Annotated in this window: 16 protein-coding genes and 1 riboswitch; of the genes, 1 reads left to right on the top strand and 15 read right to left on the bottom strand. The window is 57.1% G+C overall.

All coding sequences use genetic code 11. The annotated features are described in order from the left end of the window. Positions 1-6: 6 nt before the first annotated feature. The 3 genes from ACR3ES_RS09805 to rpsA form a co-directional block, all read right to left on the bottom strand. Positions 7-357 (bottom strand): LapA family protein, encoded by a 351-nt coding sequence (locus ACR3ES_RS09805; RefSeq protein WP_170431859.1) that lies wholly within the window; start codon positions 355-357, stop codon positions 7-9. A 7-nt stretch (positions 358-364) separates the two neighbouring features. Then, the gene (gene ihfB, locus ACR3ES_RS09800) at positions 365-649 is read right to left on the bottom strand and encodes an integration host factor subunit beta (protein WP_037310872.1); all 285 of its coding nucleotides are present in this window, start codon (positions 647-649) and stop codon (positions 365-367) included. Between the two features lie 270 nt (positions 650-919). Continuing rightward, positions 920-2,596, bottom strand: coding sequence for a 30S ribosomal protein S1 (gene rpsA, locus ACR3ES_RS09795; RefSeq protein WP_170431858.1), 1,677 nt, complete (start codon positions 2,594-2,596; stop codon positions 920-922). A 291-nt stretch (positions 2,597-2,887) separates the two neighbouring features. Here rpsA and ACR3ES_RS09790 point away from each other — a divergent pair, with 291 nt between their 5' ends. Further along, complete coding sequence (locus ACR3ES_RS09790) at positions 2,888-3,352, top strand: hypothetical protein (protein ID WP_480458664.1); 465 nt, start codon at positions 2,888-2,890, stop codon at positions 3,350-3,352. Positions 3,353-3,421: 69 nt separating this feature from the next. Here ACR3ES_RS09790 and ACR3ES_RS09785 read toward each other — a convergent pair whose 3' ends face one another. From ACR3ES_RS09785 to miaB, 12 genes are all read right to left on the bottom strand, one after another. Then, positions 3,422-5,107 (bottom strand): tryptophan halogenase family protein, encoded by a 1,686-nt coding sequence (locus tag ACR3ES_RS09785; RefSeq protein ID WP_170431856.1) that lies wholly within the window; start codon positions 5,105-5,107, stop codon positions 3,422-3,424. Positions 5,108-5,420: 313 nt separating this feature from the next. Beyond that, positions 5,421-5,936: a hypothetical protein gene (locus ACR3ES_RS09780; RefSeq protein ID WP_170431855.1), complete on the bottom strand. Its 516-nt coding sequence runs from the start codon at positions 5,934-5,936 to the stop codon at positions 5,421-5,423. A gap of 91 nt (positions 5,937-6,027) precedes the next feature. Continuing rightward, a complete protein-coding gene (locus tag ACR3ES_RS09775; protein ID WP_170431854.1) occupies positions 6,028-6,654 on the bottom strand; it encodes a cytidylate kinase in 627 nt (208 codons plus the stop codon). Positions 6,655-6,659: 5 nt separating this feature from the next. Beyond that, positions 6,660-8,012, bottom strand: a complete 1,353-nt coding sequence (gene aroA / locus ACR3ES_RS09770) for a 3-phosphoshikimate 1-carboxyvinyltransferase (RefSeq protein ID WP_170431852.1) — start codon at positions 8,010-8,012, stop codon at positions 6,660-6,662. 66 nt (positions 8,013-8,078) lie between these two features. Next, positions 8,079-8,801, bottom strand: coding sequence for a tRNA (guanine(46)-N(7))-methyltransferase TrmB (gene trmB, locus ACR3ES_RS09765; protein WP_480425270.1), 723 nt, complete (start codon positions 8,799-8,801; stop codon positions 8,079-8,081). 95 nt (positions 8,802-8,896) lie between these two features. Beyond that, the gene (gene metK, locus ACR3ES_RS09760) at positions 8,897-10,078 is read right to left on the bottom strand and encodes a methionine adenosyltransferase (protein WP_170431850.1); all 1,182 of its coding nucleotides are present in this window, start codon (positions 10,076-10,078) and stop codon (positions 8,897-8,899) included. 5 nt (positions 10,079-10,083) lie between these two features. Next, positions 10,084-10,132: riboswitch (SAM-SAH riboswitch) on the bottom strand. A 42-nt stretch (positions 10,133-10,174) separates the two neighbouring features. After that, complete coding sequence (gene lnt / locus ACR3ES_RS09755) at positions 10,175-11,680, bottom strand: apolipoprotein N-acyltransferase (protein WP_170431848.1); 1,506 nt, start codon at positions 11,678-11,680, stop codon at positions 10,175-10,177. After that, positions 11,677-12,564, bottom strand: a complete 888-nt coding sequence (locus ACR3ES_RS09750; RefSeq protein WP_170431846.1) for a hemolysin family protein — start codon at positions 12,562-12,564, stop codon at positions 11,677-11,679. Before ACR3ES_RS09750 ends, lnt begins: the two co-directional genes overlap by 4 nt. A 36-nt stretch (positions 12,565-12,600) precedes the next feature. Next, complete coding sequence (gene ybeY, locus ACR3ES_RS09745) at positions 12,601-13,095, bottom strand: rRNA maturation RNase YbeY (RefSeq protein ID WP_170431844.1); 495 nt, start codon at positions 13,093-13,095, stop codon at positions 12,601-12,603. Between the two features lie 42 nt (positions 13,096-13,137). Further along, a complete protein-coding gene (locus ACR3ES_RS09740; protein ID WP_170431842.1) occupies positions 13,138-14,160 on the bottom strand; it encodes a PhoH family protein in 1,023 nt (340 codons plus the stop codon). 142 nt (positions 14,161-14,302) lie between these two features. Continuing rightward, positions 14,303-15,067 carry an outer membrane protein gene (locus ACR3ES_RS09735; protein ID WP_480426476.1) on the bottom strand — a complete coding sequence of 255 codons (765 nt, stop codon included), beginning with the start codon at positions 15,065-15,067 and terminating at the stop codon, positions 14,303-14,305. A gap of 181 nt (positions 15,068-15,248) precedes the next feature. Next, positions 15,249-16,568, bottom strand: coding sequence for a tRNA (N6-isopentenyl adenosine(37)-C2)-methylthiotransferase MiaB (gene miaB / locus ACR3ES_RS09730; RefSeq protein WP_480425268.1), 1,320 nt, complete (start codon positions 16,566-16,568; stop codon positions 15,249-15,251).

Raw genomic sequence — 16,568 nt, 5'->3', positions numbered from 1 at the left:
AAAGCCTTAGCTTGCCTCGTCGAGCAGTGCCAGTACTTCGTCCTGATCTTCATTCTGCTTCTTCTTGAGCTTTTTGACCTCGCGCTCAAGCTTGCGCACTTCGGTTTTCTTCACAGTCGCATCACGGCGATGTTTGTGCTCGCGCAGCCACTCCCACAGAAACCCGATAACCAGCCCGGCGACGACACCGCCCAGAACCACCAGGAACAGTGGCAACGTCGTGCTCAGGTTAAAGCCCAGAAGCTCGGACAGCGCCTCGGGCATCAGTTTCAGTTCCACCGACTGAACATTAGCCAGCGATACCGAAATCAGAACGATTCCAAGGGTCGCCAAAAAAGCATATCGAAGATAGCGCATCATGTTGTCAGGCTTTACCGTTTAATCGGTCCCTGAGCAACTTACCCGTCTTGAAAAATGGTACACATTTTTCTTCGACCTGAACCGTTTCGCCGGTTCTGGGATTGCGGCCAACACGCGCATCCCTCTGCTTTACAGAGAATGCACCGAACCCACGCAATTCCACGCGGTCCCCACGGGCCATGGCGTCGGTCACTTCTTCGAACACGGTATTCACAATCCGCTCGACGTCACGCTGATAAAGATGCGGGTTTTCGTCTGCGATTTTCTGAATCAGTTCTGAACGGATCATGTGTGTTACCCTCCCAGGCGACCAGTTAACCATGTCTATTTTTTCGGACAGTATAGGAAAAAACCTGGTTCGGGGAAACGTGTACTCTGGCCGCAAAGCCTTCATTTTACTGCGAAGTTGCGCGATTTTTTGCTTGATCGCGCAGATTCGGCGCCAATTGCATAAGCATCAACCTATTAAAGTCAAAATTCGGAACATATTGATTCGCAAGAAAAACGGCCCCGCACGTCTGCGCGGGGCCGTAGATTCAGCTTGGACAATGGCCCGGGCTTAGTCGCCGGATTTCAGTGCCGCTCCAAGAATATCGCCGAGCGATGCGCCCGAGTCGGAAGACCCGTATTGCTCCACGGCCTCTTTCTCTTCGGCGATCTCGCGTGCTTTGATCGACAGGCCCAGACGGCGGGTCTTGCTGTCGACATTGGTGACGCGAACATCGACCTTGTCACCGACTGAGAAACGCTCGGGGCGCTGTTCGGCACGGTCACGGCTCAGGTCCGAACGACGGATGAACGACTTCATGCCTTCGTACTCGACCTCGATGCCGCCATCTTCGATTGCGGTCACTTCGACGGTCACGATCGAGCCACGCTTCACGCCGCCCACGGCTTCGGCGAACTTGTCACCGCCCAGGGCTTTGATCGACAGCGAGATACGCTCTTTCTCGACGTCAACCTCAGAGACAACGGCCGAAACCATGTCGCCTTTGCGGTAGTTCTGGATCGCATCCTCGCCACGCTCGTCCCACGACAGGTCGGACAGGTGAACCATGCCGTCGATGTCGCCTTCGAGGCCAATGAACAGACCGAATTCGGTGATGTTCTTGACTTCGCCTTCGACCTCGGTGCCCTCAGGGTGTGTTTCTGCAAACACTTCCCATGGGTTGCGCTGAGTCTGCTTCAGGCCCAGAGACACGCGACGCTTGGCGCCGTCGATTTCCAAAACCATGACGTCGACTTCCTGGCTGGTCGAAACGATCTTGCCCGGGTGGACGTTTTTCTTGGTCCAGGACATCTCGGACACGTGCACCAGACCTTCGACACCGGCTTCCAGCTCGACGAACGCGCCGTAGTCGGTGATGTTGGTGACGCGACCCTGATGGACCGAGCCCAGCGGGTACTTGGCAGCAACCAGATCCCACGGATCTTCCTGCAGCTGCTTCATGCCCAGGCTGATGCGGTGGGTCTCTTTGTTGATCTTGATGACCTGAACCTTGATGGTTTCGCCGATCGTCAGGATCTCGGATGGGTGGTTTACACGGCGCCATGCCATGTCGGTGACGTGCAGCAAGCCGTCAACGCCGCCCAGGTCAACAAATGCACCGTATTCGGTGATGTTTTTGACAACACCCTCGACGGTCTGACCTTCGGACAGGTTGCCGATAACTTCGGCACGCTGCTCGGCACGCGATTCTTCCAGGATTGCGCGACGCGACACAACGATGTTGCCACGGCGGCGGTCCATTTTGAGGATCTGGAACGGCTGCTTTAGGCCCATCAGCGGGCCAGCGTCGCGCACGGGGCGAACGTCAACCTGCGAACCGGGCAGGAACGCAACTGCGCCACCCAGATCGACAGTGAAGCCACCTTTGACGCGACCAAAGATAGCACCTTCGACGCGCTGGTCGTCGGCATGAGCTTTTTCCAGACGATCCCACGCCTCTTCGCGGCGGGCCATCTCGCGTGAGATGACGGCTTCGCCACGGGCGTTTTCTGCGGCGCGCAGGTAAACCTCGACCTCGTCGCCAACGGCGATTTCAGGGGCTTCGCCGGGATTTGCGAATTCTTTCAGATCAACGCGGCCTTCCATTTTGTAGCCGACGTCGATGATGGCTTGGCCGGCTTCGATCGCCAGAACCTTGCCTTTGACAACAGACCCTTCTTCGGGTGTGTCCATTTCGAAGCTTTCGTTCAGGAGGGCTTCGAATTCCTCCATAGATGCGTTAGCCATGTGGCGTTATTTTCCTTTGTTTAACGTTTTTACTGGCCGAGCGGTTGTCTCCGCCGGTCTTGTGGGTTGGTCAGGCGAATTGGCAGTGTCGCCACAAAACAAAGAGGGCCGGTTGGTTCCGACCCTGCTCGTCTCATTGTTTTATGGCTCAAATCGCCTTGTCGACGCGCGCTCTATAGCGGCTTGACGCAGGTCTCGCAACCCGAAAGCATGATCCGGCATTCAAGTTGCTTGATATTGCCAAACAGACATTGACCTGATCTTCTTGGGACCGCGTTTGCCGGTCCGTCTGTGAATACGCCTGACCGGGCACCCGAACGCCATCTGCAACCGGAGCTTTCGACGAATATGGAAGACTTTAATCTCATTGTCGCGCAGCAACCGCAGTGGCTTCAGATCTGGCTGAATATTCTGGGGTTCGGGGCATTCATCCTGCCGGTCACTTTGTTGATCTGGCGTCAAACCCGTCTGGTTTCGGTCATCACACTGATTGGTAGCTTGCTGGGCGCGGCAGGGGTTTTGGTTATTTTCAGTCAACTGGGATATGTTCGTCTTATGGGGCTTGGGCACGTGGTGTTCTGGACACCGCTGGCGATCTACCTTTGGCGGCAGCAAATGCGCCCAGAGATACCGGTACTGCCCACCTGGATCATACGCATCATATTGCTGGTCATCGCGATTTCGCTGATCTTCGACTATGTCGATGTCGTCCGCTACCTGCTTGGGGAAAGGACTCCTGACCCCCTGCCCACCTGATGGCCGGGATTTGACGCCCCGCCATCATCTTTGTCTGACCAAACTCTCTGCTTGGTATGCAAAGCGTGTCTAGAACAGCTGCAAATCCTTCTTACCGCTTTGGATTTCAGCGAGGTCCGGCATGTTCTGGATCACCCAAGGCTCAGGTGCCGCACCGGGCATTGCAACCGTCGGCTTCATTGGCGCTGCCATGGCGAAGGTCGGTTGCTTCAACTCCCCGCGGATATCGCGCAACAGCATTCTGTGGTCCGGCATCGTTTTGAGGATCTGCGCAAGATCCACTTTCGCGCCCTTCCACCACTGAGTCCAAATCGGTTTTTTGAGCGGCCTAGCACGTTCACGGATGCCCTTGCCATAGCCGGTATCGTAGACCTGCTTGCCCAGTAGGACCGTCTGATAAACGCGGAAGTTAAACAGCGTTGCAAACTCGATATCGTGTTCCATGGGCAGGCGGTGCTGCCACAGTTCCAGGTTCTCGGCCAACCGATCCGGTATCTTCATCTCCGTTCGGGCGTCGATCCAGTATTGGTCATCTGTGCGGTTACCCAATCGATAGTGAAGACAGATGAAATCCAAAACCTCGTCATAGAGCTTGTTCATCTGACGGTTGTATCTTGCGCGCAACGACGGCTCGATGTCCCGCGTCGGCAAGTGCTCTGCAAACCAGCGAATTGCATGATCAATCATATGGATCGCGGTACTCTCGAGCGGCTCAATAAATCCGCCGGACAAACCAATCGCCACACAGTTCTTGACCCAGGCATTGCGCACACGCCCGATGCGCATCGGGATCACGCGCGGTGTCGCACCCTTGCCGCTGGCGCCCAGCCATTCGAGATATTCATCTGCCGCCTGATCATCCGTGCGATGCGCGGACGAGAACACGTAGCCCGTGCCGACACGGTTATAGAGCGGCACCCGCCACGTCCAACCGGCACCAAGTGCCGTGGACCGGGTCACGCTTTCGATCTTTTTGGGGTTAGGATGCTCGATCTGCAGCGCCATGGCGCGATCGTTTGGCAGGTAGTCCGAATAATCCATAAACGGCTCGCCAAGGGCCTGATTGATGATCAACCCGCGAAAGCCGGTACAATCGATGACCATCTCGATGTCGTGGCGGCCGTTGCGCTCCAGCATCAGATGGCTGACGTTGCCCTGTTCATCCAGCTCAACCGATTGCACCTCATCCTGGATATGTTCCACGCCACGCTGGGTGCAGACCCGTGTCAGCATGCCTGCAAATTTCACAGCATCCAGATGATAGGCATAGCCAAAACGCTGCTCAAATTCCGGCTGACGCAACTGCCGCGCACCTTTGCATAGGCGTGCCAGATCATCATGTGGCGAGATGGATTGCGTGAAGTCCCGGTCCCCATTGCCAAATCGCAAGAAATACTCGGCGGACTCCAAGCCTTCCAGCACCTGGCCATGGGCAAAAGGGTTGACGTAATCGATGCGTTTACCCTTGGGGTCCTTGTTCCAATTGCAGAACTTCACCCCCAATTTAAAGGATGCATTGGTCTCGCGAAAAAAATCCCGCTCTGAAATGCCCGCCTGCCGGAGCGTGACCGGCATACGCGGCACTGTGGCTTCGCCAACACCCACGGTTGAGATATTGGGGCTTTCGATCAGGCAGATCGCGGGGCGATCCTTGGACGCTGAGGTGCGAGAAAACACCATGTCCAAGATCAGCGCGGTCATCCAACCTGCTGTACCACCACCTACGATGGTGATTTTACGCAAACGATTATTCATTATCTTTTGTCCCTGTCGGCTTTTGGGGATTTTTTAGCTGCTTGCCCCTTTTTGTTTTGGGGCTTGTAAAGCGGCCTTCCCTCTTTGGCGTGCCGGAGACTATAACGACTTTATTGCGTCAATCTATACCCTTGACAAATTTACATGTGTCTCATTCTGATCCTTCGACTCAGAGCGTTCGATCTTCCGAACCCGGGCCGCACAAAAAGAACCGCGAGGTGTTCGAGGCAAATCCCCCGCATATCTTGATCGATACAGTCGCTTTTGCGGACGGAGGTGGGCGCACCTATAAGCACTAAACTCAAGGTGTGGTTCAGATTTCCTCGCCTTTCTTCAGAAGGTCTTCGATCAATTGCCGTTGCAATTCATCGCTGTCACCCCCGCCAAACTGGATCGCGCCACCGGTATAGGATGTGCCGTAGGTTTCGGCGATGTTCACCGTCTGCGCCAATCCAGAAATCAGTTGCGCCTTGTCCAACGACGAAAGCGGATGAATAAACGTCGCCCAAACGGTTCCATTTGCAATCGCGTAGCGGGCATCCAATGCCGTGTCGAAATTGGCCTGCATCATACGGTGCAGCTCTTCTTTCGACAGTTCATCAGCACTGCGGACTGCCACCATCGCACGCATCCGATCCGTGCTGACATCGGTGATCACCAGAACTGGAACATCCGAGATCGTCAGCTCAAAACCCGGTCCAAGTGGCTGTGTCTCGGGGTCGAGGGCAAACAGGATCTTGCCCAGCCTTTCGTAATCCATCGGCGGCTCAGCCTCTTGGGCGGCAAGGCTTCCGGCGAGGAACATCAGCGCAAGGGCAAGGCGGATCATGATCATTCTCCTGCAGTGTGTGGCCCAACAATAGGGTCGCGGCAGGACACAAGCCAAACAAAGCCTGGTGAAGAATATTTCCCATCCAGTGCTACCGAACGGTGCGTCGCTGTTCCGAGATCAAGTCGATTGCTTTGTCCAAAGCGTCTTTTATCGACAGGTCTGAGGTATCCAACAGTACCGCATCTTCCGCTGGCTTCATCGGGGCCGTGCTGCGTTCTGCGTCGCGCGCGTCGCGTTCGCGCACATCGTTCAGAACCTGCGCGCGCGAAACGTCGGCGCCTTTTTCCTGAAGCTCAAGAAAACGCCGTTCCGCCCGCACCTCTGGGCTTGCGGTGACAAACAGCTTCACCTCGGCTGCGGGGCAAATCACTGTTCCTATGTCCCGGCCGTCCAGGACCGCACCGCCTGCCCTTCTGGCAAAAGCGCGTTGGAAATCGACCAAGGCGGATCGCACTTCGGGAATGACTGCGACTTTGGATGCGGCCTGCGCGATATCCGCTGTGCGCAGATCGCCGTGGTCCAACGCCTCTGCCGTCAAGGCATGCGCCGCCGTGATCGCATCGACCCCGTTGAGCGTTTCACGGCCAACCGCGCGGTAGAGCAGCCCGGTATCCAGATGGGCAAACCCGAAATGCGCTGCGACGCCTTTGGAAATTGTTCCCTTCCCTGCCGCCGCAGGACCGTCAATCGCCACTGTGAAACTGGTCGTCGCCATCAAGCCTACCGATTGCTGCGAACCAACTGGGCACCAAGCCGGGCCATCAAGGGTTCAAAAATCGGAAAAGACGTAGCGATGGGCCCGGCATCATCTACGGTCACTGCCTTTTGCGCGCCCATCCCGAGGATCATGAAGGACATGGCAATGCGGTGATCCAGAAAGCTCTCGCACGTACCGCCGCCTGGAACGCCGCCGATTCCATGGCCATCGACGGACCACCAATCCTCGCCTTCTTCAACAGTGACCCCATTGGCCCTCAGGCCACGCGCCATTGCGTCGATCCGGTCACTTTCCTTGACGCGCAGCTCTTTGACGCCGCCCATCACCGTGGTTCCCGTGGCGTTTGCTGCGACAACGGAGAGCACCGGGTATTCATCGATCATCGACGCGGCGCGTTCCGGCGGGACCGTGATACCCCGCATTTTGGGCGAATACCGCGCGCGCAGATCGGCCACGGGCTCGCCACCTTCTTCGCGCTCGTTTTCATAGGTTAGATCGGCCCCCATGTCTCGCAGCGTGGTGAACAGACCGGCGCGGGTTGGGTTCAAGCCAATACCGGGGACCAACACGTCCGAACCCGGCGTGATCAGGGCTGCGCAAACCGGAAACGCCGCACTGGACGGATCGCGGGGTACGGCGATTACCTGCGGTTTCAACTCAGGGCGACCGGTCAAGGTGATCACCCGACCTTCATCAGTGTCTTCAACGGTGATTTCAGCGCCAAACCCCGCCAGCATCCGTTCCGAATGGTCGCGGGTGGCTTCTTTTTCAATCACCACGGTCTGGCCGGGTGCGTTCAGGCCCGCCAGCAACACGGCAGATTTGACCTGCGCAGAGGGAACCGGAACCTCGTACCGCACGGGCACCGGTTCGGCGGCACCGACGATGGTCATGGGCAGACGCCCTTCTGACCGCCCAACGGACTGCGTTCCAAACAGAGACAACGGGTCCGTGACACGCGCCATCGGGCGTTTGTTCAGACTTGCATCGCCCGTAAAGGTCGCTGTGATCGGTGAGGTCGCCATTGCCCCCATGATCAACCGCACGCCGGTCCCTGAATTACCGCAGTCGATCACCTGATCGGGTTCCGCAAAGCCCCCGACGCCCACGCCATACACCGTCCACTCCCCACCACCGTGATCGGTCACCTCGGCCCCAAAGGCGCGCATCGCCTTAGCTGTGTCCAGAACGTCCTCACCCTCGAGAAGGCCCGAGATCTTGGTCTCGCCCACCGCCATTGCACCCAGGATCAAAGACCGGTGCGAGATCGACTTGTCGCCGGGCACCTCTGCCGTTCCAGTCAGTGGGCCACAGGGGCGTGAGGTCATCGGGATGGGCGAACCGTGTCCGGACATGAGGGTTCCTTTTGCGCTGTCTTACTCAGGCCGATTAGCGAATTGCCGCCGCTTGGTCCAGCGCAATCACCCCTTGCGCCGGAAGGTCAGGTAGTGCGGTGTGCGGCCCTCGCGCAGGGCCTTCTGTTCGTAGCGGGTGGAGATCCAATCATCCCAAGGCTCGCGCCAGTCCGCCGGGCGCTCGGCCAGCCATTCGAACCCCGCACGCGGGACCTCTTCCAATGTTTGACGGACGTAGTCGGGGATATCGGTTGCCACCCGGAAAATCGCGCCCGGTTTCAGCACACGGGCCAGCGGCTCCAGATGTTCGGTTGTCACGAAACGGCGGCGGTGGTGCCGTTTTTTCGGCCAGGGGTCCGGATACAGCAGGAACGCCCGCGACATGCTGGCATCGGGAAGCACATCAAACAAATCGCGCGCATCGCCGGGATGAACGGCTAGGTTGTGCACGCCTGCACGGCGGATTTTTCCCAGCAACATTGCGACGCCATTGATGTAAGGCTCAGCCCCGATGATACCGGTGTTCGGGTTGCGCGCCGCCTGATGCACCAGATGCTCACCACCGCCAAACCCAATTTCAAGCCAAACATCCTTGCCGCCGAACAACTCTTGCAGGTTCAGCGGGTGCCGCTCGGGGTTGGTCTGCCAATCCACTGCGCCGGGTGACAAGGCGTTAAGATCTTCGTGCAGATAGGTCTGTTGACTTCTCTTGAGGGCCTTTCCCTTGAGACGGCCGTAGAAGTTTCTGTGTGGGCGTTGTGGTGTCTTGGAGTTCATGACGCTGGCCATACTGCGCCGCCTAACGCGTTGCAAGAGGTGCCCGCCGATGCGATGCGATACAAAAAACGCGCCGGGTCGGGCGCGTTTTTCTAAGTCTCTTTGAATCAGACCGCCTGTTTCAACGCGTCGACCAGATCGGTCCGCTCCCAGCTAAAACCACCGTCTGCATCCGGTTCGCGTCCGAAATGACCATAGGCTGCGGTACGCTGATAGATGGGTTTGTTCAGCTCCAGTTTCTGACGAATTCCGCGCGGTGTCAGGTCCATGACCTCCCCCACCGCTTTTTCGATCTGCGCATCCGGCAACTGTCCGGTCCCGTGGGTGTCGGCGTAAATCGACAGCGGTTTGGACACACCGATCGCATAGCTTAGCTGGATGGTGCAGCGATCCGCCATTCCAGCAGCAACAACGTTCTTAGCCAGATAACGGGCCGCATATGCGGCCGAGCGGTCGACCTTGGTCGGGTCTTTGCCCGAGAATGCGCCACCGCCATGAGGTGCCGCGCCGCCGTAGGTATCGACAATGATCTTGCGTCCGGTCAGACCCGCATCACCGTCCGGGCCGCCGATTACGAACTTACCGGTGGGATTGACATGCCATTCGGTCTCTGCCGTCAGCCAACCCTCCGGTAGCGTCTCGCGGATGTAAGGCTCGACAATCTCGCGGATATCGTCCGAAGTCAGAGCCTCGTCCAGGTGTTGGGTCGACAACACGACTGAGCTGACGCCAACTGGCCTGCCATCGCGATAAATCACCGACAGTTGCGATTTTGCATCCGGGCCCAGCGCAGGCTCGGTTCCGTTTTTGCGGACCTCGGCCAAACGGCGCAGAATCGCGTGGGAATACTGAATCGGCGCAGGCATCAGTGCTGGCGTTTCGGTCGTCGCGTAACCGAACATGATGCCCTGATCCCCGGCACCTTCATCCTTATTGTGGGCGGCATCTACACCCTGCGCGATATGGGCCGATTGTTCGTGCAGCAGGTTGGTCACTTCCACCGTGCCATGATGGAATTTGTCCTGCTCGTACCCGATATCCTTGATACAGGCCCGCGCAATCTGATCAATGCGGCCCATGTAATCGTGCAATTTATCCTGATCCGAAAGACCGACCTCACCACCGATGACGACACGGTCGGTTGTGGCGAAGGTTTCACACGCAACGCGCGCTTCGGGTTCTTCGTTCAGGAATGCGTCAAGGACGGCGTCGGAAATGCGGTCGCAGACCTTGTCAGGGTGTCCTTCGGAAACGGATTCCGAAGTAAATGTATAGTTCTGTCGGGACATAAAAGTGCTCCATTAGGATTTTCCTGCCACGCCAGGAAGCCGTTGTGACAGGCGACGGACGGGATACGCGCCCAGGCAGACAGGGTCAATCCAAAATCAGCGTCGATCTTTGCGGGCGTTGCGCCAGAACATCGCGAACAACACCAATAGCAAGACCAAGACCGGATTATCGCCCATCCGTGAATAAAGCGTCGGCGCCTGTGGTTTCGGCAGCGTGGCATTTACATACCCGGCCTGCCCCAATGGCAGCGATGCCGTGATCCGCCCCAAAGGATCGATCATCGCCGACACGCCGGTGTTGGCCGACCGCATCATCGGCAGGCCTTGCTCGATAGCCCGCATCTGCGCTTGTGCCAGATGCTGATACGGCCCAGAACGTGTGCCGAACCACGCGTCGTTGGTAATCTGCAGCAGGTAATCCGCCCTGTTGGGTGCACCCAGAACGTCCTGCGTAAAAACGGCCTCGTAACAGATCAGCGGCAAGGCCTTGCCCAGGTCTCCGGTATCGAGCAGTTGGGGACCGGGTCCGGCGCTGAATCCATTTCCCGTTGTTGCCGCAAGGCCGTGGATGCCGAAACGCGCCATCAGATCGCCAAATGGCACATATTCGCCAAACGGCGCGAGATGATGTTTGTCGTACAAACCTTGCTGACGACCGTCTTCACCCAGAAAAATCATCGAGTTGTAGATACGTGGACCGTCGCTACGCTGAATGCCCAGAATGACGGGCGTACCCTGCGCCGCCTCGGCAACTGCCGCCAGATAGGGTTGCGCACTACCCAACCATGCCGGAATCGCAGTTTCTGGCCAGACGATCAGATCCGGCCGGGGGTCCGCAGCCGTAAACTCCAGCTGTCGTGCAAAAAACAGCGGCGCATACTCAGGATCCCACTTCTGGTGTTGTGGAGCATTGGGCTGCACCAGACGAACGGTGTATTCGCTGTCCTGAACGTCAGGTCGCATCGCAGCGTAAGACAAAGCTAAAACCGCAAAACCCATGGCAAAGACAACGGGTCCCGCAAGACGCCGGATGGGCCTGTGTTCCGAGAGCGCTGCACCGACAAGCAGGGGCGCCGCAAACGTCAGCGCTGCAAGACCATATGGACCCACCAACGACAAAAGCTGCGCAACTGGTGTGTCCACCCAGATTTGTGCCACCGCGGCCCAGGGGAACCCGGTGAGCAGGTACCCGCGTCCGAACTCAACAAGCGAGAGCGCCAGCGCCAACAGAATGCCCTGACGCAGCGCCGGCGCTCCCAACCGGCGCGACAGCCAAAAAGCGAGCGCCCAGAACAAGGCCAACCCGCCCGCCATCAAGACCAGGGCGAACGGCGCCATCCAGGCGTGTCGTGCGGCATCAACTTGAAACGGCTCGATGATCCAGTTCAACGCGTGCGCAAAGTAGCCGGTCGCAAAAACCCAACCGAGCCAAGCGGCGCGGGTGCGCGTTTCGCTGGCAAGAAACAGGGGCGTGATCAGAACCAGTGAGGTCAATGTCGCCAGCCAGTACCCAAACGGGGCAAGACCATAGGCAGCCGACGCGCCCAGCGCGGCGGCAACCACGAGCCTCACCCATACAGGCCAGCCCTGGGCAGGGTTCATGCAGCGATATCCGGCAACATCACGCGCAATCGCTTGATGCGGCGTGGATCGGCGTCAATAACTTCGAATTCCGGACCTTCGGGATGCAACACAACCTCGCCCCGCGCGGGAACGCGCCCAGACAGCATAAAGACCAGCCCCCCGAGGGTGTCGATGTCTTCGTCATCGACATCCTTATGATCGGTCAGGGATCGGCCAATCTCGGCTTCGAACTCTTCCAGAGGCACGCGGGCCTGAACAACGTAGCAGCCTGGTTTCTCCTGAATCCAAAGCTGGTCTTCATCCGCATCATGTTCGTCGGCGATCTCACCCACGACCTGCTCAATCAGATCTTCGATTGTAAGCAACCCGTCAACGCCGCCATATTCATCGATCACCAGCGCCATGTGACGCCGTTCGGTCTGCATCTTCGTCAACAGAACCCCAATCGGCATTGAAGGCGGCACAAACAGCAACGTGCGCAGCATCGATTTCAGGTCGAACTCGTCCGATCCCCCGTTGAATCCGTGGATCAAAGCAAAGTCTTTTAGATGTACAAACCCCAATGGTGTGTCCAGCGTGCCTTCGTAGACAGGAACCCGAGATAGCCCGCTGTCACGGAACACCTGAGCGAGTTCATCTTTGGATATCGTAGAAGGTACTGAGATAATTTCCGCGGTCGGTATCGCGACATCCTCAACCCGCATCCGGCGGAGGTTGATCATGCCACGCGGCTGCACGGCAACCGCCTCATGCCCGTTGACCGGGTGGTCTTGCTTGTCGTCCGGACCGGAGAAAGCATCAAAAATCCGAGAAAAAATGCTGCTTTTTTCTTCGATGTCGTTGCCGCTGTTCTGTGGTTGCGCGCTGTGCGCCGCCCTAGAACTGCCGTCTATATCGCCCATTATCCTGTTCCAATTGATCGGGTTTGGTAACCCACGTCATGTATTATATGGGTCATCAATACCCATTTTGCCAAGTATCTCGACCTCAACTGCCTCCATCAAAGTGGCGTCCAGGTCACGAACGTGATCATACCCCAGCAAATGCAACGTTCCATGAATGAGCAAATGCGTCACGTGATCGTCCATGGAATTACCCGCCGCAGCAGCCTCGCGCGCGCAGGTATCGAACGCGATTGCGATGTCACCCAGCATGATTTCGCCGGTGAGATCCGGATGCGGGAGACGCGGCGTTTGCCCGGCATCAACCGCACCCAATTCGGCTCCCGGCCAGCTGAGAACATTTGTCGCTGTTGGTTTTTCCCGAAACTCGTCATTCAACTCGGCAATACGGTTATCGTCGCATCCCAATACGCTGACTTCGCAGATGTCGGGGGGCAGCCCCACATGCGAGAGCACGGCGCCGATAGCGTCCTGCGACAAGTCTTCAAGATTTTGCCAACGCGAGTCTTCGACTGTGACTTCCAGGTTCATTTCGACACTTTCCGCAGCCTCAAACCGACGAGGCCCGGGATATCACCCCGTTTCGCGGCCAGCTTCAGCCTCATATGCCTCAATAATGGCCGCCACAAGCGGGTGGCGCACAACATCTTTTGACGTGAAATAGTTGAAGCTGATGTTTGGAATCGCCTTCAGCAGCCGTTCCGCATCCGCCAGACCCGACAGAACACCGCGCGGCAGATCGACCTGAGACCTGTCGCCTGTGATGACCATGCGGCTGCCTTCTCCAAGACGGGTCAGGAACATTTTCATCTGCATGGTGGTTGCGTTCTGCGCCTCATCCAGAACAACAAAGGCATTGGCCAAAGTCCGACCGCGCATAAAGGCCAGCGGGGCAATTTCGATTCGCTTTTCCTCGATCAGTTTGGCGAGTTGCTTGCCCGGCAGGAAATCGTTCAGCGCGTCATACAAAGGCTGCATGTACGGATCGACCTTGTCTTTCATATCACCCGGCAGGTAGCCTAACTTTTCGCCGGCTTCGACGGCCGGACGGCTAAGGATAATCCGGTCCACGTGACCGCCAATAAACATCGACACGCCAACCGCAACGGCCAGATAGGTTTTCCCAGTGCCGGCAGGCCCAATGCCAAAGGCAAGCTCATTATTGAAAAGGGATTGAACATAAGCTTTTTGAGCGTCTGTACGCGGTTCGACCAGTTTCTTACGAGTTTTGATCTCAACCGTCCCGCCCTTGAACATCTCAAGCTGGTCACCGTCGCGGCTGCCAGTCTCCTGTTCAGAGCCGCCCATGCGAAGCTCGCGATCCACATCCGCCGCCTCAACGTCGCGCCCGCCTTCCAACCGCGTATAGAGCGCTTGCAACACCTCCAGCGCCTGTTTCTGCGAATCCTCGTCGCCCATAACCACCAGCTGATTACCCCGACGCAGGATCTGAACAGACAGCTTCTGCTCAATCTCGGCCAGATTGCGGTCATACTCGCCGCATAAATCAATCAACAATCGGTTGTCGGGGAATTCAACAAACGCCTCGCGTTGGGGCATGTCGTCTTGCGGTGGGGTCAGGGCACCGATGGCCAATCCGTTCTCCTGTCTTGGCGTTTTCACCTTTAGCGTAGACAACAAGACTCGGTGGGCGCAAGCCACAGTTTCAAAATTTCCGCGCCAAAGGACAAAACCGCCGACCAGTTGTCAAACAAAAGCTAAACAAAATGGTTCTTTGCTAGAATTTGTAATTCAGACCAAACCGCAGTCCCCGATAATTGGGCGTGGATTTGGTGGAAAATCCAGAACCAAACACGACATCCTCGGAATCGAACTGCACATACTCGTATTCGCCGGTAACCGACCAATTGTCGTTCAGCCTGTGTTCAGCCCCAATACTTGCCGAAAAGCCGCCTCGTCGATCCGAGTTTGCAAAAGACTGAACCGTCGATCCGGACGTGATGCTGTTTGTTGTTTCTATGTCACCCCAGACGTAACCAAGGCTGACAAAATACAAGACGCGACCGCTGCGGTTCGTCAGACCATTGCGAACACGCAGTGTCAGAACATCCGAAATTTTCGAGCCGCCCTGCACGATATCCGTGCCAATCTGTGTCGTGACAGTGTCATCAACCGAACCGAAATCATATCCGATTTCAAACCCATAGACAAAGTCCCGGCCGCCTCTTGCCGGTAGCACGCCGCGCCATCCGCCCTTGATACCACCATAGCTGCCAGTCAGGTCCTGTTCGCCAATTTCGAACGTTCCCGAGGGTGTTCTCAGTCCAAACCGGTCGTCTCCGCCGCCACCGAAACCACCGGTTACCCCCAGATAAAACGCGTGTACATCGTCGCCAAACCGCTTGGAGCTGATCACTGCCGGGTCAGATGCACCGCTACCAAGATCCGCAGCTATGGTTGCGCCGGCGGAAAACGCCATAACGCAGGTCACCGACACAGCGCGGCAAAACTGCAGCAGTGCAAATCGCATCAGGCTCGTCACTCGTACCCTCCATCGCCCCAAACTAGAACTCAAGTTAGCGCAGATTTAGTTTTCCCAAAGACGTGTTTGCGCGTCAGGAAAAATATGACTTTCCTCGGACCATAGGTCAAAGCGATAAATCAAGGGTAAAATTTGGAAACAAAAGCCAACTATGGTGTCCGGGTCGCGGCCAATAAGGTACTCAGATCAACGCACCCGCCAGGGAATTTGCCGCAGACTCGGTGATCCGAACATCTCGCAAATCCCCCACCGAAATATCCGCTCCCGAGACGTGAACCGAGTGAAGATAATCGGATTTACCGACCATTTGCCCGTCCAATCGGCCTGGTTTTTCGAACAGCACCCGCACGGACCGGCCGATCATCGAATCCTGAATTTCACGCTGATGACGCGTGATCAGCGCTTGTAAACGCTGCAGCCGCTCATCCGCAGCGTCGGGGTCGACCTGTGGCCGTTCAGCGGCAGGCGTTCCGGGGCGCGTCGAGTATTTGAAGGAATAGGCATAACCGTATTTCACCTCTTCCACGAGGTCGAGGGTCGCCTGAAAATCCCCTTCGCTTTCTTCCGGAAAACCAACAATGAAGTCTCCGGACATGACGATGTCCGGGCGGGCGTCACGAATCCGTTCGATCAGTCGCAGGTAACTGTCCGCAGTATGGCTACGATTCATACATTTCAAAATCTTGTCGGAACCCGACTGCACCGGCAAATGCAGGTATGGCATCAGTTTTTCACAGGTTCCATGCGCCTCGATAAGGTCGTCTGCCATGTCATTCGGGTGCGACGTGGTAAACCGGATGCGTTCCAAGCCATCGACCTTGTTCAGTTCCCAGATCAAACCCGCAAGGGTCATTTCACCATCGGGCCCCGCCCCGTGATAGGCATTCACATTTTGACCCAGCAGAGTGATTTCGCGCACGCCGCGCTCAACAAGGTCACGGGCCTCACACAGAATGCGGTCGGCTGGACGGCTGACTTCGGCGCCCCTTGTGTAGGGGACCACACAGAACGCGCAGAATTTGTCACACCCCTCCTGAACGGTCAGGAAAGCGGTGGGGCCGCGCTTGGCTTTCGGTCGGTTCTTGAGCTTCTCGAACTTGTCTTCTTCCGGGAAATCCGTGTCGAGCGCCTTTTGACCGGCACGAGTTTTGGCCTCCATTTCCGGCAGACGGTGATAGCTCTGCGGACCAACCACCAGATCGACAAGAGGCTGTCGGCGCATGATCTCCTGACCTTCAGCCTGCGCCACGCAGCCCGCAACACCGATCTTCAGATCGGGCTTCTCTGCCTTGAGACCCTTGAAGCGACCGAGTTCGGAATAGACTTTTTCGGCGGCTTTTTCCCGAATGTGACAGGTGTTGAGCAGAATCATGTCCGCATCATCTGCGCTTTTGGTCTCGACATAGCCCTGCCCGCCCAGTGCCTCGGCCATCCGCTCGCTATCATAGACATTCATCTGGCAGCCGTAGGTCTTGATAAACAGCTTTTTTGGTTCGGACAT

It is taken from the genome of Ruegeria sp. B1, assembly GCF_056535885.1.
Note: the sequence above shows the minus strand (reverse complement) of the source record. Positions and strands in the feature narration are given on the sequence as shown.

What these genes read in the sequence shown, in the direction of transcription:
- ACR3ES_RS09805 (WP_170431859.1), bottom strand. Translation starts at nt 357, where the DNA reads ATGCGCTATCTTCGATATGCTTTTTTGGCGACCCTTGGAATCGTTCTG.
- ihfB (WP_037310872.1), bottom strand. Translation starts at nt 649, where the DNA reads ATGATCCGTTCAGAACTGATTCAGAAAATCGCAGACGAAAACCCGCAT.
- rpsA (WP_170431858.1), bottom strand. Translation starts at nt 2,596, where the DNA reads ATGGCTAACGCATCTATGGAGGAATTCGAAGCCCTCCTGAACGAAAGC.
- ACR3ES_RS09785 (WP_170431856.1), bottom strand. Translation starts at nt 5,107, where the DNA reads ATGAATAATCGTTTGCGTAAAATCACCATCGTAGGTGGTGGTACAGCA.
- ACR3ES_RS09780 (WP_170431855.1), bottom strand. Translation starts at nt 5,936, where the DNA reads ATGATCCGCCTTGCCCTTGCGCTGATGTTCCTCGCCGGAAGCCTTGCC.
- ACR3ES_RS09775 (WP_170431854.1), bottom strand. Translation starts at nt 6,654, where the DNA reads ATGGCGACGACCAGTTTCACAGTGGCGATTGACGGTCCTGCGGCGGCA.
- aroA (WP_170431852.1), bottom strand. Translation starts at nt 8,012, where the DNA reads ATGTCCGGACACGGTTCGCCCATCCCGATGACCTCACGCCCCTGTGGC.
- trmB (WP_480425270.1), bottom strand. Translation starts at nt 8,801, where the DNA reads ATGGCCAGCGTCATGAACTCCAAGACACCACAACGCCCACACAGAAAC.
- metK (WP_170431850.1), bottom strand. Translation starts at nt 10,078, where the DNA reads ATGTCCCGACAGAACTATACATTTACTTCGGAATCCGTTTCCGAAGGA.
- lnt (WP_170431848.1), bottom strand. Translation starts at nt 11,680, where the DNA reads ATGAACCCTGCCCAGGGCTGGCCTGTATGGGTGAGGCTCGTGGTTGCC.
- ACR3ES_RS09750 (WP_170431846.1), bottom strand. Translation starts at nt 12,564, where the DNA reads ATGGGCGATATAGACGGCAGTTCTAGGGCGGCGCACAGCGCGCAACCA.
- ybeY (WP_170431844.1), bottom strand. Translation starts at nt 13,095, where the DNA reads ATGAACCTGGAAGTCACAGTCGAAGACTCGCGTTGGCAAAATCTTGAA.
- miaB (WP_480425268.1), bottom strand. Translation starts at nt 16,568, where the DNA reads ATGTCCGAACCAAAAAAGCTGTTTATCAAGACCTACGGCTGCCAGATG.